Here is a 19,338-nt window from a genome sequence, read left to right as displayed (position 1 = left end):
GTCCGGGGCGTGGGTTGTGCGGCGTATGCGGCACGGCCGGTCGGGTCTCCGACTCCTCCGAACGTGCGGTATGTTTGCGGTGTCAACTTAATGCAGAAGGGCGAAGTGAGCAATGTCAACTTCAGAGGAGGGCGGTTACCACCACGGCGACCTGCGGGCCGCTCTGCTCTCCAGTGCGATGGGGATGCTCGAGAGCGGCGAACCCTTCTCGCTTCGCGCGATCGCCCGGAAAGCGGGTGTGTCCCCGACAGCGCCGTATCGCCACTTCAAGGACCGCGACGCGGTGGAGTCGGCGTTGGCCGCCGAGGGCTTCCGTGACTTGTTCGCAGACTTGGGCGACAGCCGCGATATGCCCGGCTCATTGCCGGAACTGGCGGAGTTCGCGGTGGTCTACGTCGACTTCGCGCTCGGACGCCCCGCCCTGTTCCGGCTGATGTTCGGAAAGCCCTGCGACGACACCGACGACGAACGCGTCAAGGCAGCCGGGGCCCTGCACAACCTGCTGGCCCGAGCACTCGATCGCGTCTCCCCCGAAGCCGACACCTCGGCTCTGGCCACCGCGGGCTGGGGCCTGGCCCACGGGATGGCCTGCCTGTACCTCGACGGCAAACTGCGGGCCCCGTCACGCGATGAGGTGGCCGACCAGGTGCGCCGGGCCTTTGGTGCGATCGCCATCGCGCCTGTGGTGCCATCGACGCAGTCGGCTCGGGGCTCTCGCCGGACACATTGTTGACAGTGCTCACATACCGTGCGATTCTTCAAGTCGGCATTCCCAAGGAACCCCCATGACCAAGCGAATCCTCCACGTTGTCACCAACGTCGCGCACTATGACGACCCGTCCCACACCACCGGACTATGGCTCTCCGAACTGACCCACGCGTGGGACGTCTTCGAGGAACACAGCTATGAGCAGGCACTCGTCAGCCCCGCCGGTGGTGCCGTACCTCTCGAACCACGCTCGCTGAAGTTCCCCAACTACGACAAGACAGCCAAGGCCTGGCGCTCCGACCCGGCGAAGATGGCGCTGCTCGAGAACACGGCCAATCCCGATCGGATCGACGCCGCCGAGTACGACGCGATCTACTTCACCGGCGGGCACGCGGTGATGTACGACCTCCCCGACAACGAGGACCTTCAGCGCATCACCCGCGACATCCACGAACACGGTGGCATCGTCTCCTCGGTCTGCCACGGTTATTGCGGACTGCTCAACACCCGGCTCTCCGACGGCACATACCTCATCGCCGGCCGACGGATGACCGGCTTCTCCTGGACGGAGGAAGTGCTCGCCCGCGTCGACAAACTGGTCCCCTACAACGCCGAGGAGAAGGCCAAGGACCGCGGCGCCCGCTACGAGAAGGCCCGGCTTCCTTTCGTCTCCAACACCGTTACCGACGGCAACCTCGTGACCGGGCAGAATCCGGGCTCCGCCAAGTCGACGGCCAAGAAGGTGGTCGAGGCCGTCGAAGGTGCCGCGTGACCGCCGTCGTCGGACGATCCTTCGTGGGGACCGCGGGCCGGTGACACCGCCGCGCGATTCCGGCAACAACATCCCGGCAACGAGGTCCCGCAGGCGAGGACTGCCGGCACCGGTCAGTTCGGAAATGCTCCGATGATCGCGGAGACCAGGACGATTCCGACGAGGTGGTAGCCCCCGGTCACGGCCCCGAACACATACGGGTGCGGCGTGTGGGGCGTGAGGGCGTTGTTGATGGAGACAGCGGCAACACCGAGGCCGACGACAACACCGACGATCAGCGCTTCCCCGAAGGTCGGTGCCAGGGCCGCCAGGATCACGCCGAGCGCGAGGGCGACGAGAACGGTGCTGACGAGGGGTACGACGTAGTAGGCGGGACCGAACGTCGTATCCCGGGAGCGGTCGTAGCCGATGGAGCGATCCCAGGCCTTGCCGAAGAGCGGGGTGAACCAGGCCGCGCCGAGCAGATAGTAGGCGACGGCGGCCACGGCCACGGCGAGGCAGTTCGAGTGAGCGACGGCATCGAGCATGAACGGTGCTTTCGCTCAGGCGCGTTGGGAGCGCATCGCTGTGAGTTGCTTCATCGCTGTGAGTTGCTTCACCGTGGGGCCCAATCGCCGACCGGGGTGCTGTGCCGCATCGGCCGGCCAGGCGGCTGCTACCTGCAGGGCAATGCCGGTGTCGTTTGTGCTTCTTCCCATATTTCCAGTCTCACCAGTCCACACCGAGCCGGATAGGAGAAAAGCGACAGCCCACGAAGGCGGCCGGGGAAAATGGGAGCATGACTCTGACCGGTGACGCGCGCGAGCGCCCCATCGTCGCCTCCGAGCGATCGGGCGTGCTCTATCCCGAGCGGCTGACACGCTACCGGGCGGGCTGGATCGACCCCGACCCCGCCGTGTCGGCGGTGGTCGATCACTATTGGCATGTCTCGTGGACGCTGGCTGACGGCGAACAGCTGGATCAGCCGATCATCGACCTGCCCGCAGTCACCGTCAGCATCGAGGATGGCGAAGTGCCCGCCCCGCTCGTGGTCACCGGGGTGCACGGCAGGGCGTGGCGGCGCACCATCGGCGGCCACGGGCGAGTGTTCGCAATCCGGCTCCGGCCCGCTGGGCTGTCCGTGCTCAGCGAGCTCACCCCCGCGCGGGTCGCCGACGCCACGGTGCCCCTCACCGCACAGCTCGACCCACGTTTGCATGCGCTCATGCAGCGCATCGCTTCCTTCACCGATCCCGCCGGGCGCGCGCAGGCGGCGGACGAGGCGATCAAGCAGGCGGTCGCCGAGCGCGGCCCATCGTCGGTGGGCTTATTGGCCAACGAGGTGCTGGCCGAGCTGCGTGAGCGCGTCCACCGACGGACCGGCACGACGCTGACGGAACGGTTCGCCCGCAGCGAGCGGACGATCCAACGCGCCTGCCTCGACACGCTGGGGCATGGCCCGAAGTGGCTCAGCCGGCGCATCCGCCTCCAGGAAGTCGCCCTCGCCCTCGCGACCCGGCCCACCGAGGAACTGGCCGGGATCGCCGCCGACCTCGGCTACACCGACCAATCCCACCTCACCCACGACTTCCGCACGGCCACCGGCATCACTCCCGAGGCGTATCGCCGCGCCGCGCTTCGGGAATGTCCAGGCTGTGCGATTCCAGGGTGAGGCCGGCCGGGTCCGGGCCGCGGCGCACCCCCGTGTCCAGAGCGTCGATGTGCGCGAGCTGGTCGGCGGTGAGCTCGAAGTCGAAGACATCGAAGTTCTCCGCGATCCGGGTGGGCTTGACGGACTTCGGGATCGCGGAGCGACCTTCCTGCATGTGCCAGCGCAGCATCACCTGCGCCGGCGTCTTCCCATGCTCATCGGCGATTCCCGTGATGACGGGTTCGTCGAAGGTGGTCTTCGCGCCCTCACCGCCGTAATAGCTGGTGATCCCCCCGATCGGCGACCACGCCTGCGTCAGGATCCCGTGCTCGCTGTCGGTCTGCTGTACGTTCGGCTGAGAGAAGTACGGGTGGCACTCGACCTGGTTCACCGACGGCACGACACCGGTCTGCTCCAGCAGCCGGGCGAGGACGTCCGGCATCATGTTGCTGACCCCGATCGCCCGGACCCGCCCGTCGGCCAGCAGCGTCTCGAGGGCCTTGTACGCGCCGATGGTCATCTCGAAGGCAGTGGGCAGCGGCTGATGCAGCAGCAGCAGGTCGATCTGGTCGACGCCGAGTTTGCCGGCGGACTTGTCGAACGCGTGCAGGGCCTCGTCGTAGCCGTAGTCGCTGATCCACAGCTTCGTCTCGATGAATACCTCATCTCGGTCGAGGTCGGACCGGCGGATGGCCTCGCCGACCTCGTGCTCGTTGCCGTACGCGGCGGCGGTGTCGATCAGCCGGTACCCGACCGTCAACGCCTCCGCGACCGAGGCGACGGTCTGCTCCGGCGGAGTCTGGAAGACGCCGAAACCCAGGGCGGGCATCTCGACACCGTTGTTGAGCGTGATGTTCATGGAAGTGCTCCTTGTCGTCAAAGAAGGTCGTGCGCGGTCGTGCGTTGGTCCTGCGCCCGAGAGCAGGGCGTCGTCAGCTGCCGGCCAGCGGGCCGTAGGTCAGCGTCCCCAGCCCCTGCCGCTGCACGGCGGTCAGGGGCGGACGAGGACCTTGAGGGCCTCGCGGTCGGCCATCGCGCGGTATCCGTCGGGAACGCCGTCCAGGTCCACGGTGCGGTCGAAGACACGGCCGGGCTCGATCGTCCCGTCCAGCACCAGCGGCAGCAGCGTCGGGATGTAGGCGCGGGCCGGGGCGACGCCGCCGGTGACGGCAGCGTGGTACCCGGTCGACATCACATCCGAGAGCGCCAGCAGCGACGGGATCAGCGCCTGGTCGAATCCGGCGGGGACGACCACGAGGGTGCCGTCGGCCTGCGGGACACGGACCCGATCGCCCTGGCCGCCGTCGGTGCATGACTGCTGCGCGCATGTGCGTGTACTCCTGATGTCATTCGGTTCTCGGCGGCCGGCCCAGGACTGTCCGTGGTCGCGGCCTCCGGCTGAATCGGTGGGTGCACCCCGCCGGTCTTCGCCCTCAACTATTCGACCGCGGATGAGGATCGGGAGGAAGCTACTGCCAGTACCTCCCATCCGGGACTCACCCGGCTGCTGGTGGAATTGGGCGAGTGCGGGCGCCCGTCCCCGGTCGTTCCGTGAGGTCGAGACGGTCTCAGGAGGGGCGCGCCGAGTCGTCGCGGACCCGCTCAAGCGGCGGCCGGTCAGCGTGCAGGCTCGCCAGCAGCGCGAGGGCATCCGCTGTTGGACTGCCGGGTTCCGCGCTGTAGACGATCATCGTCAGGCCGGCATCGGCCGTCAGCTCCATCGGCTCGTAGTTCAGCTCGAGGTCGCCGACGTCGGGATGATGAATCCGCTTCGATCCCGCCCCGTGGGTGAAGACCTCGTGCGCGCCCCACCAGCGCCGGAACTCGTCACTGCGGGTGGACAACTCACCGATCAGGTCGGTCAGCGGCCGATCGAACGGGTGCCGACCAGCCTCGGCTCGCAAGGAGGCAACCATCTGCTGTCCGATCACCTCCCACTGGGGGTAATAGTCGCGGCCGCGGGGGTCCAGGAACACGAACCGCGCCGTGTTCGGCGGCTGGACGCTCGATGTGAACAGCGGGGAATACAGGGCCCGCCCGAGAGCGTTCGCGGCGACGAAATCACTGCGCCCGTTACGAACCCATGCCGGTGCCGACATCGCGTCGAGCATCTGCTGCAGCGCCGGGCGTACATGCCTGGTGGGAGCGAACGACGACGCTGCGGTGCCGCTGTTCGCCGACCGTGCAAGATCCATCAGGTGCCGGTGCTCCTCCTGCGACAGGCGCAGCGCACGCGCAAGAGCGCCGAGGACACCCTCGGACACCCCGCGCAGGTTGCCGCGCTCAAGCTTCACGTAGTACTCCACGCTCATACCCGCCAGCATCGCGACCTCCTCCCGGCGCAGGCCGGGTACGCGCCGTCGTTGCCCGCCGACGATGCCGACATCCTCGGGCCGCAGACGATCACGGCGTGTCCTGAGGAAGTCCCTCACCTGAGCGCTGGTGTCCATACGTCAAGGCTACGATCACGCACTCCCGCCAGACAGTCCCCAGCAGTACCTGGGAAACCCGCTCATCGCGCTCGAGGAGTTCACTCGCTGAGGCGCACACGTCGAAAAGAGGTACTGACGGTGTCTGGTAGGGGCGCTCACCGCCGGACGAGGATGTGAGGGCAGGGATGGACGAGGCGGTGATCGCTTCGGACCCCGCTCACGAGAAGGAAGAAGATCATGACCAGTGTCATCATCGTCATCGGAGCAGGTCTGATCGGGCAGGCCATCGCAGTCCGGGCATCGCCTCCCGGCGCTGTCTGTGGACCAGGACCGGGCGCCGGCGACCACGCCCGTCGACGAGCTGCTCGCCCTGCCGATGCTGCAGGCCGGTCGGCTCAGGTCTCCAAACGCGCCAACGTGCTCCGCGTGCAAGCCGAGGCCGTGCGCTGGGGCGAGCGTGGGGCGCGGGTGAACGCGATCAGCCCCGGCATCGTCATCACCCCACTCGCCCGTGACGAGCTCAACGGCGCGAACGCTGCCGGCTACCGACGGATGCTCGAACTCGCCCCCGCCGGCCGCGCCGGCACCCCGGACGAGATCGGCACCGTCGGCGAACTGCTCATGACCGAGCGTGGCGCGTTCATCACCGGCAGCGACATCCTCATCGACGGTGGCGGCACCGCAGTGGAAAGACAGGAACACAGCATGACCCAGCTCACGCGACGGACCCTCCTCAGCGCCGGCGGCGTTGCTGCCCTGACCGCACTCTGCGGCTGCTCTCCGAGCCCCGGCGGGGAATCGGCCCCGAGCTCGGCGTCCGAAGGACGGCCTGAGCGGGCCACCACGCCCCCGCGCACCGACGATCCGGGCATCGTCCTCGTGTACTTCTCCCGTCCTGGCGAGAACTACTGGGAGGGCGGTCGGCGCGACCTCGACGTAGGCAACACGAAGCGGCTCGCGCAGATGATCGCCGAGCGCATCGACTGCGACATGTACGAGATCATCGCCGCCGACCCCTATCCGCACGCATACGATCCGACTGTGGAGCGCAACGTCCGGGAGCAGGAGAACGACGCGAGGCCGGAGATCGACTCAGACTTTCCCGACCTGAGCGCCTACGACGCGGTGATGATCGGCAGCCCGGTCTGGAACACACGTGCCCCGATGATCATGCGGACCTTCCTCGACCGGGCTGATGCTCTCACGGGCATGACGGTCCACCCATTCCTCACCTACGCGGTCGGCGAGGGCTCCGTCGTCGATGACTACGTCGAACTCTGTCCCGACGCTGATGTGCGCGACGGTCTCGCCGTTCGTGGCGAGGACGTCGATGGTTCCGGTAACGCCGTGGACGAGTGGCTTCGCGGAAACGGCTTGCTGGAGCGCGCTCTACCGGGGAACTGACAATCCATACTCCATGCTGACGGCCTGGGTTGCCGGAAAGTGTGCCCCAAATTGTGCCCACGAACGACCGAACGCCTTCCCGGCGAGTGGCCGGAAAGGCGTTTACCTGCTGTTTCGGTTGTGGAGCCTAGGAGATTCGAACTCCTGACATCTGCCTTGCAAAGGCAGCGCTCTACCAACTGAGCTAAGGCCCCGTCGAGTCCGTGATCGGGGCTCGTGGGTGTGCGAACCGGGTGAGATCTCACCTCTCGCAGTGGGCCTAGGAGGACTTGAACCTCCGACCTCTTCGTTATCAGCGAAGCGCTCTAACCGCCTGAGCTATAGGCCCTTGAACCGAGAAGTGAGATTACCCGACCGATGCCGTCGTTACCAAAACGGCAGGTCAGGACCTCTATCTCAGCACGGTCAATCCAGATCGGCGATGGTGATCTCCACACCGCCGACGAGATCGGCGCAGATGTTGTAGATGTACGAGCCGACCGTCGCCAGAGCCGTGATCAGCACGGCACTGATCGCACCGATCAGACCCGACCAGAAGAACACCGAACCCGTACCGATCACATCGGACTCACTGGCGGTGCCGTCGGTGGTCAGCGTGTTGAAAGAGCTGTTGAGCTGATCCCACACGCCCATACCGCCGAGCACCAGATACAGCACGGCGATCGCGATCATCCAGATGAAGAATCCGACGACCGTCAGCACCGCGGACACCTTGAACGTGGCCCACGGATCGATCCTGCGCACCTGGACCGCGGCCCGCACACCTCCCGAGCCACCCACCTGAACCGGAGCCGACCGGCGGGCACCACCGGCATGTTCGGCGCCGTCGGCGACATGATGGATCTTGTCGAGGTTGGGCAGATCCTCACCGGGTAGATCACGACGTTCGATATGTGCGGTGGGCGACTCGGCGAACCGCTTGGGCTGTACGGGCGAACCGGGTCGCCCGCCGGGGCCGGGCTGACCGGACGCCGGTTTGCCGAGCACAGGCTGCGGACCGGTACCGGGGCCCTGCGGACGGATCACCGGCTGCGGACCCGTGCCCGGGCCCTGCGGACGGATCACCGGCTGCGGGCCGGTCGTCGGCGGCTGCTGCCCAGGTCGCCGACCCGGGCCGCTCGGCGGCGGGCCGGAACGCTGAGCCCCGTTGGCGGGACCGGGCTGGACCGGACCCTGCTGGGCCGGACCCTGCTGGGCCGGACCCTGCTGGGCAGATCCGGGAGTCGCGGGCTTGTCCCCCGCGCTCGCAGACGCGGTCACCGGCTGCGGGCCGGCCCCGGGACCCTGCGACGCCGGTACTTGAGTGGTGGGCACGGCCGACGTGACAGCCGGTATCGGCCCACTCTGTGGCCTCGCGTTCTGGGACGCACCGTTCGGGCCGGTGCTGCTCTGGGGGTTCTCGAGCTTGGTGACCGGAGCCGGCGGCTCGGTCGTGGCCGACTGCACGTCCCGCGCGCCGGGCGCATCTTCCCGTGACCCCGAGGAGTTCGGTGACCCTTGGAAAGCGCTGTGCGAGCCGGGCTCGGCGGGCCGCGGACCCGACTCGGTGTCAACCGACACAACCCCGCGGGGCGGCCCGACGGGACGTTTCGACGGGTCCCGGCGCAGTTCGGTGGTGGGTTCCTCACCGTTGACATCAGTGCTGTACGGCCGCGTCGGACTATCGCCGTCGGCACTGCCCACCGGGCCGTCGTTGACCGATCCACCATCCATCGGAACCGGGTTGCGAGTACTGCCCGACCCGGCCTGACCCCGCTGCCACGGCGGCACAACCGTGCCCCGGGCAGGTCCCGACGCGCCTGAATTCTGCTTGTTGTCCGGCTCGTTGGGTGTGCTCACTGGGTCCTCACTCGGAGATCGTCGGGCTGAAACCTCGCGTCGCATGACTGCTCGCGGTCCACACTAGCGGGTGATTCGGCGACGCCCCGGCCGATGCCACTGCGGCCGGTTGTGGCGTCGGCCGAGAACTCCGACGCCACAACCCCGCTCCTACCGCTCTTCTTCGGGCTCGTCGGCGTTGCGGGCGATCGCGATGACGGTGGTGCCCTCGTCGATGTTCATCAGGCGCACCCCCTTGGTCTGCCGGCCCGCCTTACGCACCTGTTTGGCGGCCGTGCGGATGACCCCTCCGCCGGAGGTGATCGCGTACAGCTCGGTGTCGAGATCGACGATCAGCGCGCCGATCAGCGTTCCCCGGCGACGATCATGGGCGATCGTCAGCACACCCTTGCCACCGCGGCCCTGCACCGGGTAGTCGTCCATCGCGGTGCGCTTGGCGTAGCCGCCCGACGTGGCCACCAGCAGGTACGTATCCTCCTGGACGACATTGAGCGAGAGCAGCGAATCGTCGTCGTTGAACCTCATGCCCTGCACACCGGAGGTCTGCCGGCCCATCGGGCGCAGCGTCTCGTCGTCCGCGTTGAACCGGATCGACTGCCCCTTCGACGAGACGAGCAACAGATCGTCTGTGGCACTGCACAACTGAGCACCGACCAACTCGTCCTCACCGCGCAGGTTGATCGCGGCGATACCACCGGACCGGTTGGAGTCGAAGTCCTCGAGCTTGGACTTCTTCACCAGACCGTTGCGGGTGGCCAGAACCAGATACGGCGCGTCGCCGTAACCCTTGATCTGGATGACCTGGGCGATCCGCTCCTCCGGCTGGAAGGCCAGCAGGTTGGCCACATGCTGACCGCGCGCGGTGCGGTTGGCCTCGGGCAACTCGTACGCCTTGGCCCGGTACACGCGGCCCTTGGTGGTGAAGAACAGGATCCAATCGTGCGTGGAGCACACGAAGAAGTGCGCGACGATGTCGTCCTGCTTGAGACCGGCGCCCTGTACGCCCTTGCCGCCGCGACGCTGGCTGCGGTAGAGGTCTGTCTTGGTGCGCTTGGCGTACCCGGTTTCGGTGATGGTGACCACCACGTCCTCGCGGGCGATCAGATCCTCGTCGGTGACATCGCCGTCGGCGGGGATGATCTGGGTGCGCCGTTCGTCGCCGAACTTCTCGACGACGGCCTTCAACTCGTCCCGGACGATGGCGCGCTGACGTTCGGGCTTGGCCAGAATGTCCTTCAGATCGGCGATCTCGCGTTCGATCTCGGCGAGTTCATCGATGATCTTCTGCCGCTCGAGGGCCGACAGGCGACGCAGCTGCATCGCCAGGATGGCGTCGGCCTGGATCTCGTCGATCTCGAGCAGATCCATCAGGCCGCGACGGGCTTCCTCGGTGTTCGCCGAAGCCCGGATCAGCGCGATCACATCATCAAGGGCATCAAGGGCTTTCACCAAACCACGGAGGATGTGGGCGCGCTCCTCGGCCTTACGCAGCCGGTACCGGGTGCGGCGCACGATCACGTCGATCTGGTGGGCCACGTAGTAGCGGATCATCTGATCCAGACGCAGGGTGCGCGGCACACCGTCGACGATGGACAGCATGTTGGCGCCGAAACTGGTCTGCAACTGCGAATGCTTGTACAGATTGTTCAGCACAACCTTGGCGACGGCGTCGCGGCGCAGCGTGATCACGATCCGCATTCCGACACGGTCGGAGGACTGATCCTCGATCTTGCTGATGCCCTTGAGTTTTCCTTCGCGGACCTGCTCGGCGATCGACAGGATCAGGTTGTCGGGGTTGACCTGATACGGCAGTTCGGTGACCACCAGCGTGGTGGTGCCCTTGTTCTCCTCGATCGCCACCACGCTGCGCATCCGGATCGAACCACGACCGGTGGTGTAGGCGTCCTTGATGCCCTGGCTGCCCACGATCAGACCGTAGGTCGGGAAGTCCGGCCCCTTCACGCATTCCATGCACGCGGCCAGGGTGGCCTCATCATCGGCGTCGGGATGCTCGAGGGCCCAGAACACCGCGTCGGCAACCTCGTTGAGATTGTGCGGCGGGATGTTGGTGGCCATACCGACGGCGATACCGCCCGAACCATTGATCAGCAGATTGGGAACCCGTGCCGGCAGCACCGTCGGTTCCTGGGTCTTGCCGTCGTAGTTGGGGATGAAGTCGACTGTCTCCTCGTCGATGTCACGCAGCATCTCCATCGCCAACGGTGTCAACCGGGCCTCGGTGTAGCGCATGGCGGCGGCACCGTCGTTGCCGGGTGAACCGAAGTTGCCCTGACCGTCGATCAGCGGGTAGCGCATCGACCACGGCTGCGCCAGCCGGACCAACGCGTCGTAGATCGCCGAGTCGCCGTGTGGATGGTAATTGCCCATCGTCTCGGCAACAGGCTTGGCACACTTGACATATCCCCGATCGGGGCGGAATCCGGCGTCGTAGGACGCGTACAGCAGACGGCGGTGCACCGGCTTGAGGCCGTCGCGGACCTCGGGCAGGGCACGGCCGACGATGACGCTCATCGCGTAGTCGATGTAGCTGTTCTGCATCTCCTGGCCGAGGTCGACCGGCTCGATACGGTCGCCTCCGCCGGTGGGCGGGAGGGTGATGTCTGTCATTTCAGTGAAATTCCTTTTAGGGCAAGGTTATTGCGAACGCTTCTGGCTTGCGGGGTTTCGCGGCTCGTCACCTGCGCTCCTCGCACCTCAACCGGCGGGAGGAAACCGGCCGGGGTCACACGTCCAGGAAACGAACGTCCTTCGCGTTGCGGGCGATGAAGCTGCGGCGGGCGGCGACGTCCTCACCCATCAGGATGGAGAACAGCTCGTCGGCTGCCGCGGCATCGTCGAGGGTCACCTGGCGCAGCACCCGGACCGCCGGATCCATGGTGGTCTCCCACAGTTCCTTGGCGTTCATCTCGCCCAGACCCTTGTAGCGCTGGATACCGTCGTCGGAGTTGATCTTCTTGCCCGAGGCCTTGCCCGCCTCGAGCAGACCGTCGCGCTCGCGGTCGGAGTAGGCGAACTCCGGTTCGGCGTTTTTGCCCTGCCACTTGAGCTTGTACAGCGGCGGCTGCGCCAGATACACGTGACCGTGCTCGATGAGCGGACGCATGAAACGGAACAGCAAGGTGAGCAACAGGGTCGAGATGTGCTGGCCGTCGACGTCGGCATCGGCCATCAGCACGATCTTGTGATAGCGCAGCTTGGCGATATCGAACTCGTCATGAATGCCGGTGCCGAATGCGGTGATGATCGACTGCACCTCGGCGTTCTTGAGCACGCGATCGATACGGGCTTTCTCGACGTTGATGATCTTGCCACGGATCGGCAGGATCGCCTGGTACATCGAGTCACGGCCCGACTTGGCGCTGCCGCCGGCGGAGTCACCCTCGACGATGTACACCTCGCACAGCGCGGGATCGTTACTGCGGCAGTCGGCCAGTTTGCCGGGCAACCCGCCGATATCGGTTGCGGTCTTGCGGCGCACGAGATCTCGCGCCTTACGCGCAGCGGCACGGGCCTGCGCCGAATCGACGGCTTTCTTGATGATCACCTTGGCCTCGGCCGGATTGGCCTCGAACCAGTGCGCCAGATGCTCGTTGCACACCTTCTGCACAAAGCCCTTGACCTCGGTGTTGCCGAGCTTGGTCTTGGTCTGGCCCTCGAACTGCGGATCGGAGACCTTCACCGAGATGACCGCCGCGAGACCTTCGCGGATATCGTCGCCGGTGAGTTTGCCGTCCTTCTCCTTCATCAGCTTCTTGTCGGCGGCGTACTTGTTGACCGTCGAGGTGAGCGCCGCGCGGAAGCCCTCCTCGTGGCTGCCGCCCTCATGCGTGTTGATCGTGTTGGCGAAGGTGTGGATCGACTCGGAATAGCCGTCGTTCCACTGCATCGCGATCTCGACCTCGTGACCGGTGCCCTTTCCGGCGAAGCCGATCACCGACTGGTGGATCGGCGCCTTGGACCGCTTGTTGATGTGCTTGATGTAGTCGACCAGACCCTCGGCGTAGTGGTAGGTGCGGGTCTTCGGCTTGGTGACCGCCGCGGCCTTCTCGGTCTCGGACTGCACGGCCTCGGCGATCTCGGTTCCGCCGGGAGCCGGACCGTCACCGTTGGGATCACCGGGTACCTCCACCGCCTGCGGACGATTGTCGGTGAGGGTGATGGTCAGGCCCTTGTTGAGGAAGGCCATCTCCTGCAGGCGCCGTGCCACCGTCTCGGCGTTGAACCGGGTGGTCTCGGTGAATATCTGCGGGTCCGGCCAGAACCGGGTGGTGGTGCCGGTCTTGCGGGTGGCCGCACCCTGATGCAGGGTCTGCGGTTCGGCGTTCAGGTACGTCTGACTCCAGTTGTGGCCGTCGCGCTTGATCTCCAGCTCCACCTTCGTGGACAGCGCGTTGACCACGGAGATGCCGACGCCGTGCAGACCGCCGGACACGGCATACGAATCGGAGTCGAACTTGCCGCCGGCATGCAACTGGGTCATGACCACCTCGACGGTGGGTACGCCGGTGGCGTGGATGGCGACAGGGATGCCGCGGCCGTCGTCGACGACCTCCACACCCCCGTCGGCGAGAAGACTGACATCGACGCGGGAGGCATAACCGGCCATCGCCTCATCGACGGAGTTGTCGACGACCTCCCAGATCAGGTGGTGCAGGCCGCGTTCACCGGTGGAGCCGATGTACATGCCGGGTCGTTTACGAACAGCCTCGAGACCCTCGAGAATGTTGATGGAGTCCGCACCGTAGTCGCCCGGCTTCTTGCTCGGCTTGCGGTTGTTACTGGATGCGTCGTTGGTCTCGGCCACGAGTTGCGTCCACTCCTTTTCGTCTTGTCCGACGTCGACACGGATGGTGCGGGCGGCCAGTCTCGTACGCACAGGTCACGGTGTTCTTCGGCAGGCGAAGACCCGATGCCCCTCAGCGCACGGACGTGCCCGATCCTCACCCGATCGACACAACACCTCCATACTACTGCCTTAGGCACACTGGAACGACCATCCGGACCGGCCGATTTGCGCACAGGCCGATTTTTTTGCTCCTATCCGCGTCGGGTCGTGGTCGGGAATCACTGAACGCTCTCAGGCGACGGGAGCGGCGCCAGTGCTGGTCCGGGCATGTGAAACGGGTATGTGGACCGGGGTGGGGCTGGATTGTCGGCTCACGGGGTGTCGAGGCTCGTCGCCGACACTCCTCGCACCTCAATCTGCGAAGTATCGGCTCGTCGGGTTCCAGGCATCCCGACTCAACCGGCGACATGCCGACTCAGCCGTAGGTGTCACGGGGACCGCGGCCGGGGACGCTGCGAGGACCCTTCTTCCACGACGGCGCCGTGGGGCCGGTGATGCGCAGGCTGGTGACCAGCCCGTGACCGGCACCGGCGGCGATCTTCGCGAGCACCTGCGCCTGGATATAACGCAGCTGGGTGGCCCAGGCCGTCGACTCGGCCTGAACGTGCAACACCTTGTCGCGCAGCAAAGTCGGCTGCGCGTGGGCGGCGATGTCTGGGCCCACGATGGTGTCCCACATGCCGAAGACCATGCCCTTACCGATATCGGCCTGCCAGCCCCGGTTCGCCGAGATCTGTGCGGCGAGTCTGCCGAGGGGTTGGGGGTCACGCGCGTCGGGACCGGCCCCCGACCAGCTGCGGCGGCTGCCACCGGCGCGGCGTCTGCGGGTCGGCGAGGCCCGGCCCTGACCGACCGACTTGCCCGCCGCACGTGCGGCCGCGCGGGCCTCCTCGAGCGCTTTGCTGGCCAGCTCGTAGCCGCCCCGGTCCCGCGGGACGTCGTGGTTGTGCGCGCCGGTGTCCTCGGCCATACCGCGGTGACCTTTCGTTGCTGCCCGTCCGCCGTTACTACCCGTCACGTTGTTGCTGCCCGTCACACCGGTCATCGCCGGTGATGAGGCGCGAACTGCGACCGGCGTCGTCGGTGACGATGTCGATATCCAGAGTACGTCCGCCGAGACCGTCGGGGATGTCTTCGGCGACGGCGGCGGTGATGAGCAGTTGGTGCGCCGACGCGGTGAACTCCACGAGCTGCCGGCGCCGGGCGGTATCGAGTTCGGCGAACACGTCGTCGAGCATGATGACCGGTTCTATTCCGTCGGCACGCAGTAACTCAACCGATCCCAGGCGCAAAGACAGTGCCAGAGACCAGGATTCGCCGTGGCTGGCAAAACCCTTGGCCACCTGCTCACCGAGGATGACGTCGATATCGTCGCGGTGCGGACCGACCAGGCACACGCCGCGTTCGATCTCCTTGCCGCGCAGTTCGGCCAGGCCCGCCAGCAGGTGCTCGCGGATGTCGGCAACCACGGCCGGACTGCCGGGTCCGGGCAGCAGATGAGGGCCCGCGGCCGGACGATACCGCAGGTCGGCGGGCCGTGAATGCGGTGCGATGGCGGTGTACGCGGCCACCACGTGCGGGCGCAGCGCGGCCAACACATCGATCCGGGCGGCGGTGATCCGGGCGCCGAGATCGGCGAGCTGAGCGTCCCAGACGTCGAGCGTGGAGATCACCGATGCGGCCTCACTGCCGCCGCGACGCATCGCCGCACCGGCCGTCTTGAGCAGCGCGGTCCGCTGACGCAATACCTTGTCGTAGTCGGCGCGGGCCGCCACCTGAAGCGGACCCTGTTGTGCGACAATCTCATCGACAAAGCGCCTGCGATCGGACGGGTCGCCGCGCACGAGCAGCAGATCCTCGGGGGCGAACATCACCGACCGCAGAATCCCGATCAGCTCCCGAGGCCGACGCGCCGGCGACTGATTGATCCGGGCCTTGTTGGCTCCGGAGGCGTTGACCGTGAGTTCGGCGGTGAGCTCGCGGCCGTTGTGTTCGACGGTCGCGGCGATGACCGCAGCCTCCGCCCCGTGATGAACCAGCGGGGCATCGGTGCTGACCCGGTGTGACCGCAAATTGGTCAGGTAGTACAGCGCCTCGAGAATATTGGTCTTTCCGAAACCGTTGCGGCCCACAAAGATTGTGGTCTCCGCCGCGAGATCGACCTCGAGGGACCGCCAGGAGCGGAAATCCCGCATCGACAGATGACGGACGTACACGCATTCACCTCACGCCGCGGGCGTGCCTTTCTCAGCCGGGCAGGCGGACCGGCATCAGCAGATAGGTGAACACACTGTCGGGGGCGACAAAGGCACCGGACTCGTCGGCCACCGGCTCCTCCCCCGACGACGGCCGCAGCACCGCCGGCCGACTGGGCGTGGTGAAACCGAAATCGACAGTGCTGACATTTCCCGTCGCTCCGCTCGCCCCCGTGGCACCGATGGCACTGAGACCGTCGAGCAGATAGCCCGGGTTGAAGGCGATGGTGAGGGGTTCGCCGTGGAAGTTCACCTCGAGGGACTCCTCGGCCTTACCGGCCTCGTCACCGCCTGCGGTGAGCAACACTGAGCCGATACCGAACTCCAGACGGACCTGCGCACCGCGTTCGGCGACGAGGGCAACACGTTTGATGGCCTCGATCAGCGGCGCGGCCTCGATGGTCGCGATCGCCGTGTGGCTGGCCGGAAGCAGCTGACGGAATTTCGGGAACTCGGCGTCGAGCAGTCGTGTGGTGGTTCGTTTGTTCTGGCCGAGGATGCCCAGAATGCCCTCGGAGCCCACGTTGCCGCCCGATCCGAACGCGAGCTCGACGTTGCCTTCGGCGCCGGCGGTCTTGGCGCTGTCGGACAATGTCTTGGCCGGTACCAGCACGGCACCGGAGACATTGGCCGTGCTCGGCTCCCACTCGAGTTCGCGCACCGCGAGGCGGAAACGGTCGGTGGCGGCCAAGACGACGGTGTTGTTCTCGATCTCCAGACGCACGCCGGTCAGCATCGGCAGGGTGTCGTCGCGGCCGGCGGCGACGGCGACCTGCGTGATGGCCTCGGTGAAGGTGGCCGCCGGCAGGGAACCGGTGACCTCGGGGACCTTCGGCATCTCCGGATAGTCCTCGACCGGCATCGTGGGCAGGGAGAACTTGGCGCTGCCGCACGAGATGGCCACCCGCGAACCGTCCAGGCTGACGTCGACCGGTTTGTGCGGCAGTGCCTTGGTGATATCGGCGAGCAGCCGGCCGGACACCAGGACGCGGCCCGGCTCGGTGACCTCGGCGGAGATGACTTCCTCGGCGGACACCTCGTAGTCGAAACCGGAGACGGTCAGTCCATCACGCCCGGGTTCGATATCGCCTGCGGTGAGCACGACACAGCCGAGGACCGGTACGGGCGGCCTGCTCGGCAGGCTGCGCGCGACCCAGGTCACCGACTCTGCGAACTCGTCACGTGCGACACGGAACTTCATGCTGCGTGGCTGCCCTTCTGTCCGGTGCTGCCTCGGTCCCGGTGGATGGCCGGGTCGGGCGTGGTCATTGTGTTGCGCGCTGTTGCGCGCGGTGGTGTTGCGTGTGATCAGGAGATCACCCCTGCTGATGACACGGGGAGTTCCACTGTAGAACGCCGACGGTGTTCACGGGTCCGGTGGGCTCGAAGAGCCGACTTCTGGGTGCCGGCGCAGCGGCACCGTTATGCACACAGGCTGCTTTTAAGAGTTTTTCTCGAGAGAGAGATTCATAGTGGTAGTAGGCCCTGTGAGTTCTGTGGATAACTACGTATCGAGTGTAGTCAGTGCAGTTTTCCCGTTGGGAGTTCTTAGTGCATTACGTCGGGATCGCCGGCGCGAGGGCTGTGCACTACGGAATCCGTTAGTGCGCTGTCCACCGTGAGTGCACACGGCGCACTAAGTTATCCCAGGGTTTGTCCACAGCTGGGAGTACTTCGTAATACGCCCGAAACCAGCGATCGAGACGGTTCCGACGCATCGGAATCAGTGCCAGAAGTCTCAAGTAGAGGTTGAGGTTGTGCACTAAGGCGCGGTCGGGATCGGGTTCTCCCGGTACCCCTCGAGCCGTCCGGCAATCTCTGGAGCGGCCCGGACTGCCCACATGCCCCGGAAAGCTCAGACGGCGCGCTGCTTGATCCGCGCGGTGAGTTCCTGCACGTGGTCGTAGACCTTGCGGTTCTCGTTCATCTGCTTGCGGATCTTCTTTTCCGCGTACATGACGGTGGTGTGGTCCCGATCGAAGGTCTCACCGATCTTCGGCAGCGACAGATCCGTCAGCTCGCGGCACAGATACATCGAGATCTGCCGGGCGTTGGCGATCGAGCGTGTTTTCTGCGGTCCGCGCAGCTCGTCGACCGAGATGTCGAAGTACTCGGCGGTGATCGCCAGGATGCTCGCGGCGCTGATCTCCAGCGACTCCGAGTTGGGCAGCAGTGCCTCGAGGACCACCTCGGCCAGCGACTTGTCGAGTTCGGTGTTGTTCAGTGAGGCGAACGCCGTCACCCGGATGAGTGCTCCCTCGAGCTCGCGGATGTTGCGTTCGATCTTCGAGGCGATCAGCTCGAGAACGTCGTCGGGCACCGCGATGGTGTCCATCTGCGCTTTCTTGCGCAGGATGGCGATACGGGTCTCGAGGTCGGGCGGCTGGACGTCGGTGATCAGACCCCACTCGAACCGGGTCCGCAGCCGGTCCTCGAGGGTGGCCAACTGCTTGGGCGGACGATCGGAGGAGATGACGATCTGCTTGCTGTTGTTGTGCAGGGTGTTGAAGGTATGGAAGAACTCCTCCTGAATACCTTCGCGGCCGACCAGGAACTGGATGTCGTCGACGAGCAGAACGTCGATCGCTCGGTAACGATCCTTGAACTGGACGCGGCGATCGTCACGCAACGAGTTGATGAAGTCGTTGGTGAACTCTTCGGTCGACACGTACTTCACCCGCATCCCGGGGAACAGCCGCTGCGCGTAGTGACCGGCCGCGTGCAGCAGATGCGTCTTGCCCAGACCGGACTCGCCCCAGATGAACAGCGGGTTGTACGCGCGGGCCGGTGCTTCGGCGACCGCCACCGCAGAGGCGTGCGCGAATCGGTTGGACGCGCCGATGACGAAGGTGTCGAATGTGTACTTCGGATTGAGGTTGGCGCTGGTCGGCTGCGGTGCGGGCGCATTGCGTCCGGTGAAGTAACTCGACCAGTCCGAATCCGAATCGGTGCCCGGCGGTCGCGGGATGGGCCGGCGGTCGTCCGCGGAGTAGCCTGGCGGCTCGGCGCGGTAGCCGTTCCCGCCGTGCGGATCGGCGCCGTAGGTGTCGGGATCTCCCGAGAGGTCCCGTGCGGACCTGCCTGTGGATGAATCGGTGACAACTGTCTCAGTTTTGGGCTGTGCGACCCCGCCCGCGGGCGTTGGTTTCGAGGGCGTCGCGATGCGCACGCCGAGGTCGACAGGATGGCCGAGATGGCGGCTGAGCACCGTGGTGATGGTCTCGCGGAGGTTGCGTTCGATCTGCTCCTGCACGAGTGGCGTCGGCACTGCCAGCAAGGCGAAGCCCTCGACGAGGGTCAGCGGCTGCACTAGCGATAACCAGGCCTTTTGTTGCCTTGTGAGCGGGTCGTGACCGATGGCTGAATCGCTGTTCAGTTCGGCTACGACCTGCTGCCAAACCTCGCTGAACGAATCCCGGTCCGACGTCAC

General features: G+C 66.2%; 15 protein-coding genes and 2 tRNA genes. 4 read left to right on the top strand and 13 right to left on the bottom strand.

What is annotated here, in order from left to right; all coding sequences use genetic code 11:
• Nucleotides 1-112 precede the first annotated feature (112 nt).
• Both GII31_RS00085 and GII31_RS00080 read left to right on the top strand, forming a co-directional pair.
• The gene (locus GII31_RS00085; RefSeq protein WP_213245669.1) at nucleotides 113-733 is read left to right on the top strand and encodes a TetR/AcrR family transcriptional regulator; all 621 of its coding nucleotides are present in this window, start codon (nucleotides 113-115) and stop codon (nucleotides 731-733) included.
• A gap of 52 nt (nucleotides 734-785) precedes the next feature.
• Nucleotides 786-1,481: a type 1 glutamine amidotransferase domain-containing protein gene (locus tag GII31_RS00080; protein ID WP_213245667.1), complete on the top strand. Its 696-nt coding sequence runs from the start codon at nucleotides 786-788 to the stop codon at nucleotides 1,479-1,481.
• A gap of 113 nt (nucleotides 1,482-1,594) precedes the next feature.
• Here the strand turns inward: GII31_RS00080 and GII31_RS00075 are convergent, their stop codons facing one another.
• A complete protein-coding gene (locus tag GII31_RS00075; RefSeq protein WP_213245665.1) occupies nucleotides 1,595-2,008 on the bottom strand; it encodes a DUF1761 domain-containing protein in 414 nt (137 codons plus the stop codon).
• A gap of 251 nt (nucleotides 2,009-2,259) precedes the next feature.
• Here GII31_RS00075 and GII31_RS00070 point away from each other — a divergent pair, with 251 nt between their 5' ends.
• Nucleotides 2,260-3,132, top strand: coding sequence for a helix-turn-helix domain-containing protein (locus tag GII31_RS00070; protein WP_213245663.1), 873 nt, complete (start codon nucleotides 2,260-2,262; stop codon nucleotides 3,130-3,132).
• Here GII31_RS00070 and GII31_RS00065 read toward each other — a convergent pair.
• The 3 genes from GII31_RS00065 to GII31_RS00055 form a co-directional block, all read right to left on the bottom strand.
• Complete coding sequence (locus GII31_RS00065; protein ID WP_213245661.1) at nucleotides 3,068-3,970, bottom strand: aldo/keto reductase; 903 nt, start codon at nucleotides 3,968-3,970, stop codon at nucleotides 3,068-3,070. The two genes, GII31_RS00070 and GII31_RS00065, sit on opposite strands and share 65 nt — an antisense overlap.
• A gap of 132 nt (nucleotides 3,971-4,102) precedes the next feature.
• Nucleotides 4,103-4,366: a hypothetical protein gene (locus tag GII31_RS00060; protein WP_407649863.1), complete on the bottom strand. Its 264-nt coding sequence runs from the start codon at nucleotides 4,364-4,366 to the stop codon at nucleotides 4,103-4,105.
• Nucleotides 4,367-4,679: 313 nt separating this feature from the next.
• Nucleotides 4,680-5,561: a helix-turn-helix transcriptional regulator gene (locus GII31_RS00055; protein ID WP_213245659.1), complete on the bottom strand. Its 882-nt coding sequence runs from the start codon at nucleotides 5,559-5,561 to the stop codon at nucleotides 4,680-4,682.
• Nucleotides 5,562-5,780: 219 nt separating this feature from the next.
• Here GII31_RS00055 and GII31_RS00050 point away from each other — a divergent pair, with 219 nt between their 5' ends.
• Nucleotides 5,781-6,947 (top strand): flavodoxin, encoded by a 1,167-nt coding sequence (locus tag GII31_RS00050; protein WP_213245657.1) that lies wholly within the window; start codon nucleotides 5,781-5,783, stop codon nucleotides 6,945-6,947.
• Nucleotides 6,948-7,068: 121 nt separating this feature from the next.
• On the opposite strand, the gene GII31_RS00045 is transcribed toward GII31_RS00050, so the two are convergent.
• The 9 genes from GII31_RS00045 to dnaA all read right to left on the bottom strand — a co-directional run bounded on the left by GII31_RS00045 (nucleotide 7,069) and on the right by dnaA (nucleotide 19,338).
• Nucleotides 7,069-7,141, bottom strand: a tRNA-Ala gene (locus GII31_RS00045).
• 60 nt (nucleotides 7,142-7,201) lie between these two features.
• A tRNA-Ile gene (locus GII31_RS00040) sits at nucleotides 7,202-7,275 on the bottom strand.
• A gap of 77 nt (nucleotides 7,276-7,352) precedes the next feature.
• Nucleotides 7,353-8,786, bottom strand: coding sequence for a DUF3566 domain-containing protein (locus GII31_RS22475; RefSeq protein ID WP_322973043.1), 1,434 nt, complete (start codon nucleotides 8,784-8,786; stop codon nucleotides 7,353-7,355).
• A 150-nt stretch (nucleotides 8,787-8,936) separates the two neighbouring features.
• Entirely contained in the window at nucleotides 8,937-11,414 is a 2,478-nt protein-coding gene (gene gyrA, locus GII31_RS00030; RefSeq protein ID WP_213245655.1) for a DNA gyrase subunit A, read from the bottom strand.
• A gap of 115 nt (nucleotides 11,415-11,529) precedes the next feature.
• Nucleotides 11,530-13,611: a DNA topoisomerase (ATP-hydrolyzing) subunit B gene (gyrB, locus tag GII31_RS00025; protein WP_213249590.1), complete on the bottom strand. Its 2,082-nt coding sequence runs from the start codon at nucleotides 13,609-13,611 to the stop codon at nucleotides 11,530-11,532.
• A gap of 457 nt (nucleotides 13,612-14,068) precedes the next feature.
• A complete protein-coding gene (locus tag GII31_RS00020) occupies nucleotides 14,069-14,623 on the bottom strand; it encodes a DUF721 family protein (protein ID WP_213245653.1) in 555 nt (184 codons plus the stop codon).
• A 37-nt stretch (nucleotides 14,624-14,660) separates the two neighbouring features.
• Nucleotides 14,661-15,869, bottom strand: coding sequence for a DNA replication/repair protein RecF (gene recF / locus GII31_RS00015; RefSeq protein ID WP_213245651.1), 1,209 nt, complete (start codon nucleotides 15,867-15,869; stop codon nucleotides 14,661-14,663).
• 31 nt (nucleotides 15,870-15,900) lie between these two features.
• A complete protein-coding gene (gene dnaN, locus GII31_RS00010; RefSeq protein WP_213245649.1) occupies nucleotides 15,901-17,109 on the bottom strand; it encodes a DNA polymerase III subunit beta in 1,209 nt (402 codons plus the stop codon).
• Between the two features lie 654 nt (nucleotides 17,110-17,763).
• A complete protein-coding gene (gene dnaA / locus GII31_RS00005; protein WP_213245647.1) occupies nucleotides 17,764-19,338 on the bottom strand; it encodes a chromosomal replication initiator protein DnaA in 1,575 nt (524 codons plus the stop codon).

The sequence above is a fragment of the Gordonia pseudamarae genome (assembly GCF_025273675.1).
Taxonomy (GTDB): Bacteria; Actinomycetota; Actinomycetes; order Mycobacteriales; family Mycobacteriaceae; genus Gordonia; species Gordonia pseudamarae.
This window is presented reverse-complemented; position numbering and strand designations above follow the sequence as displayed.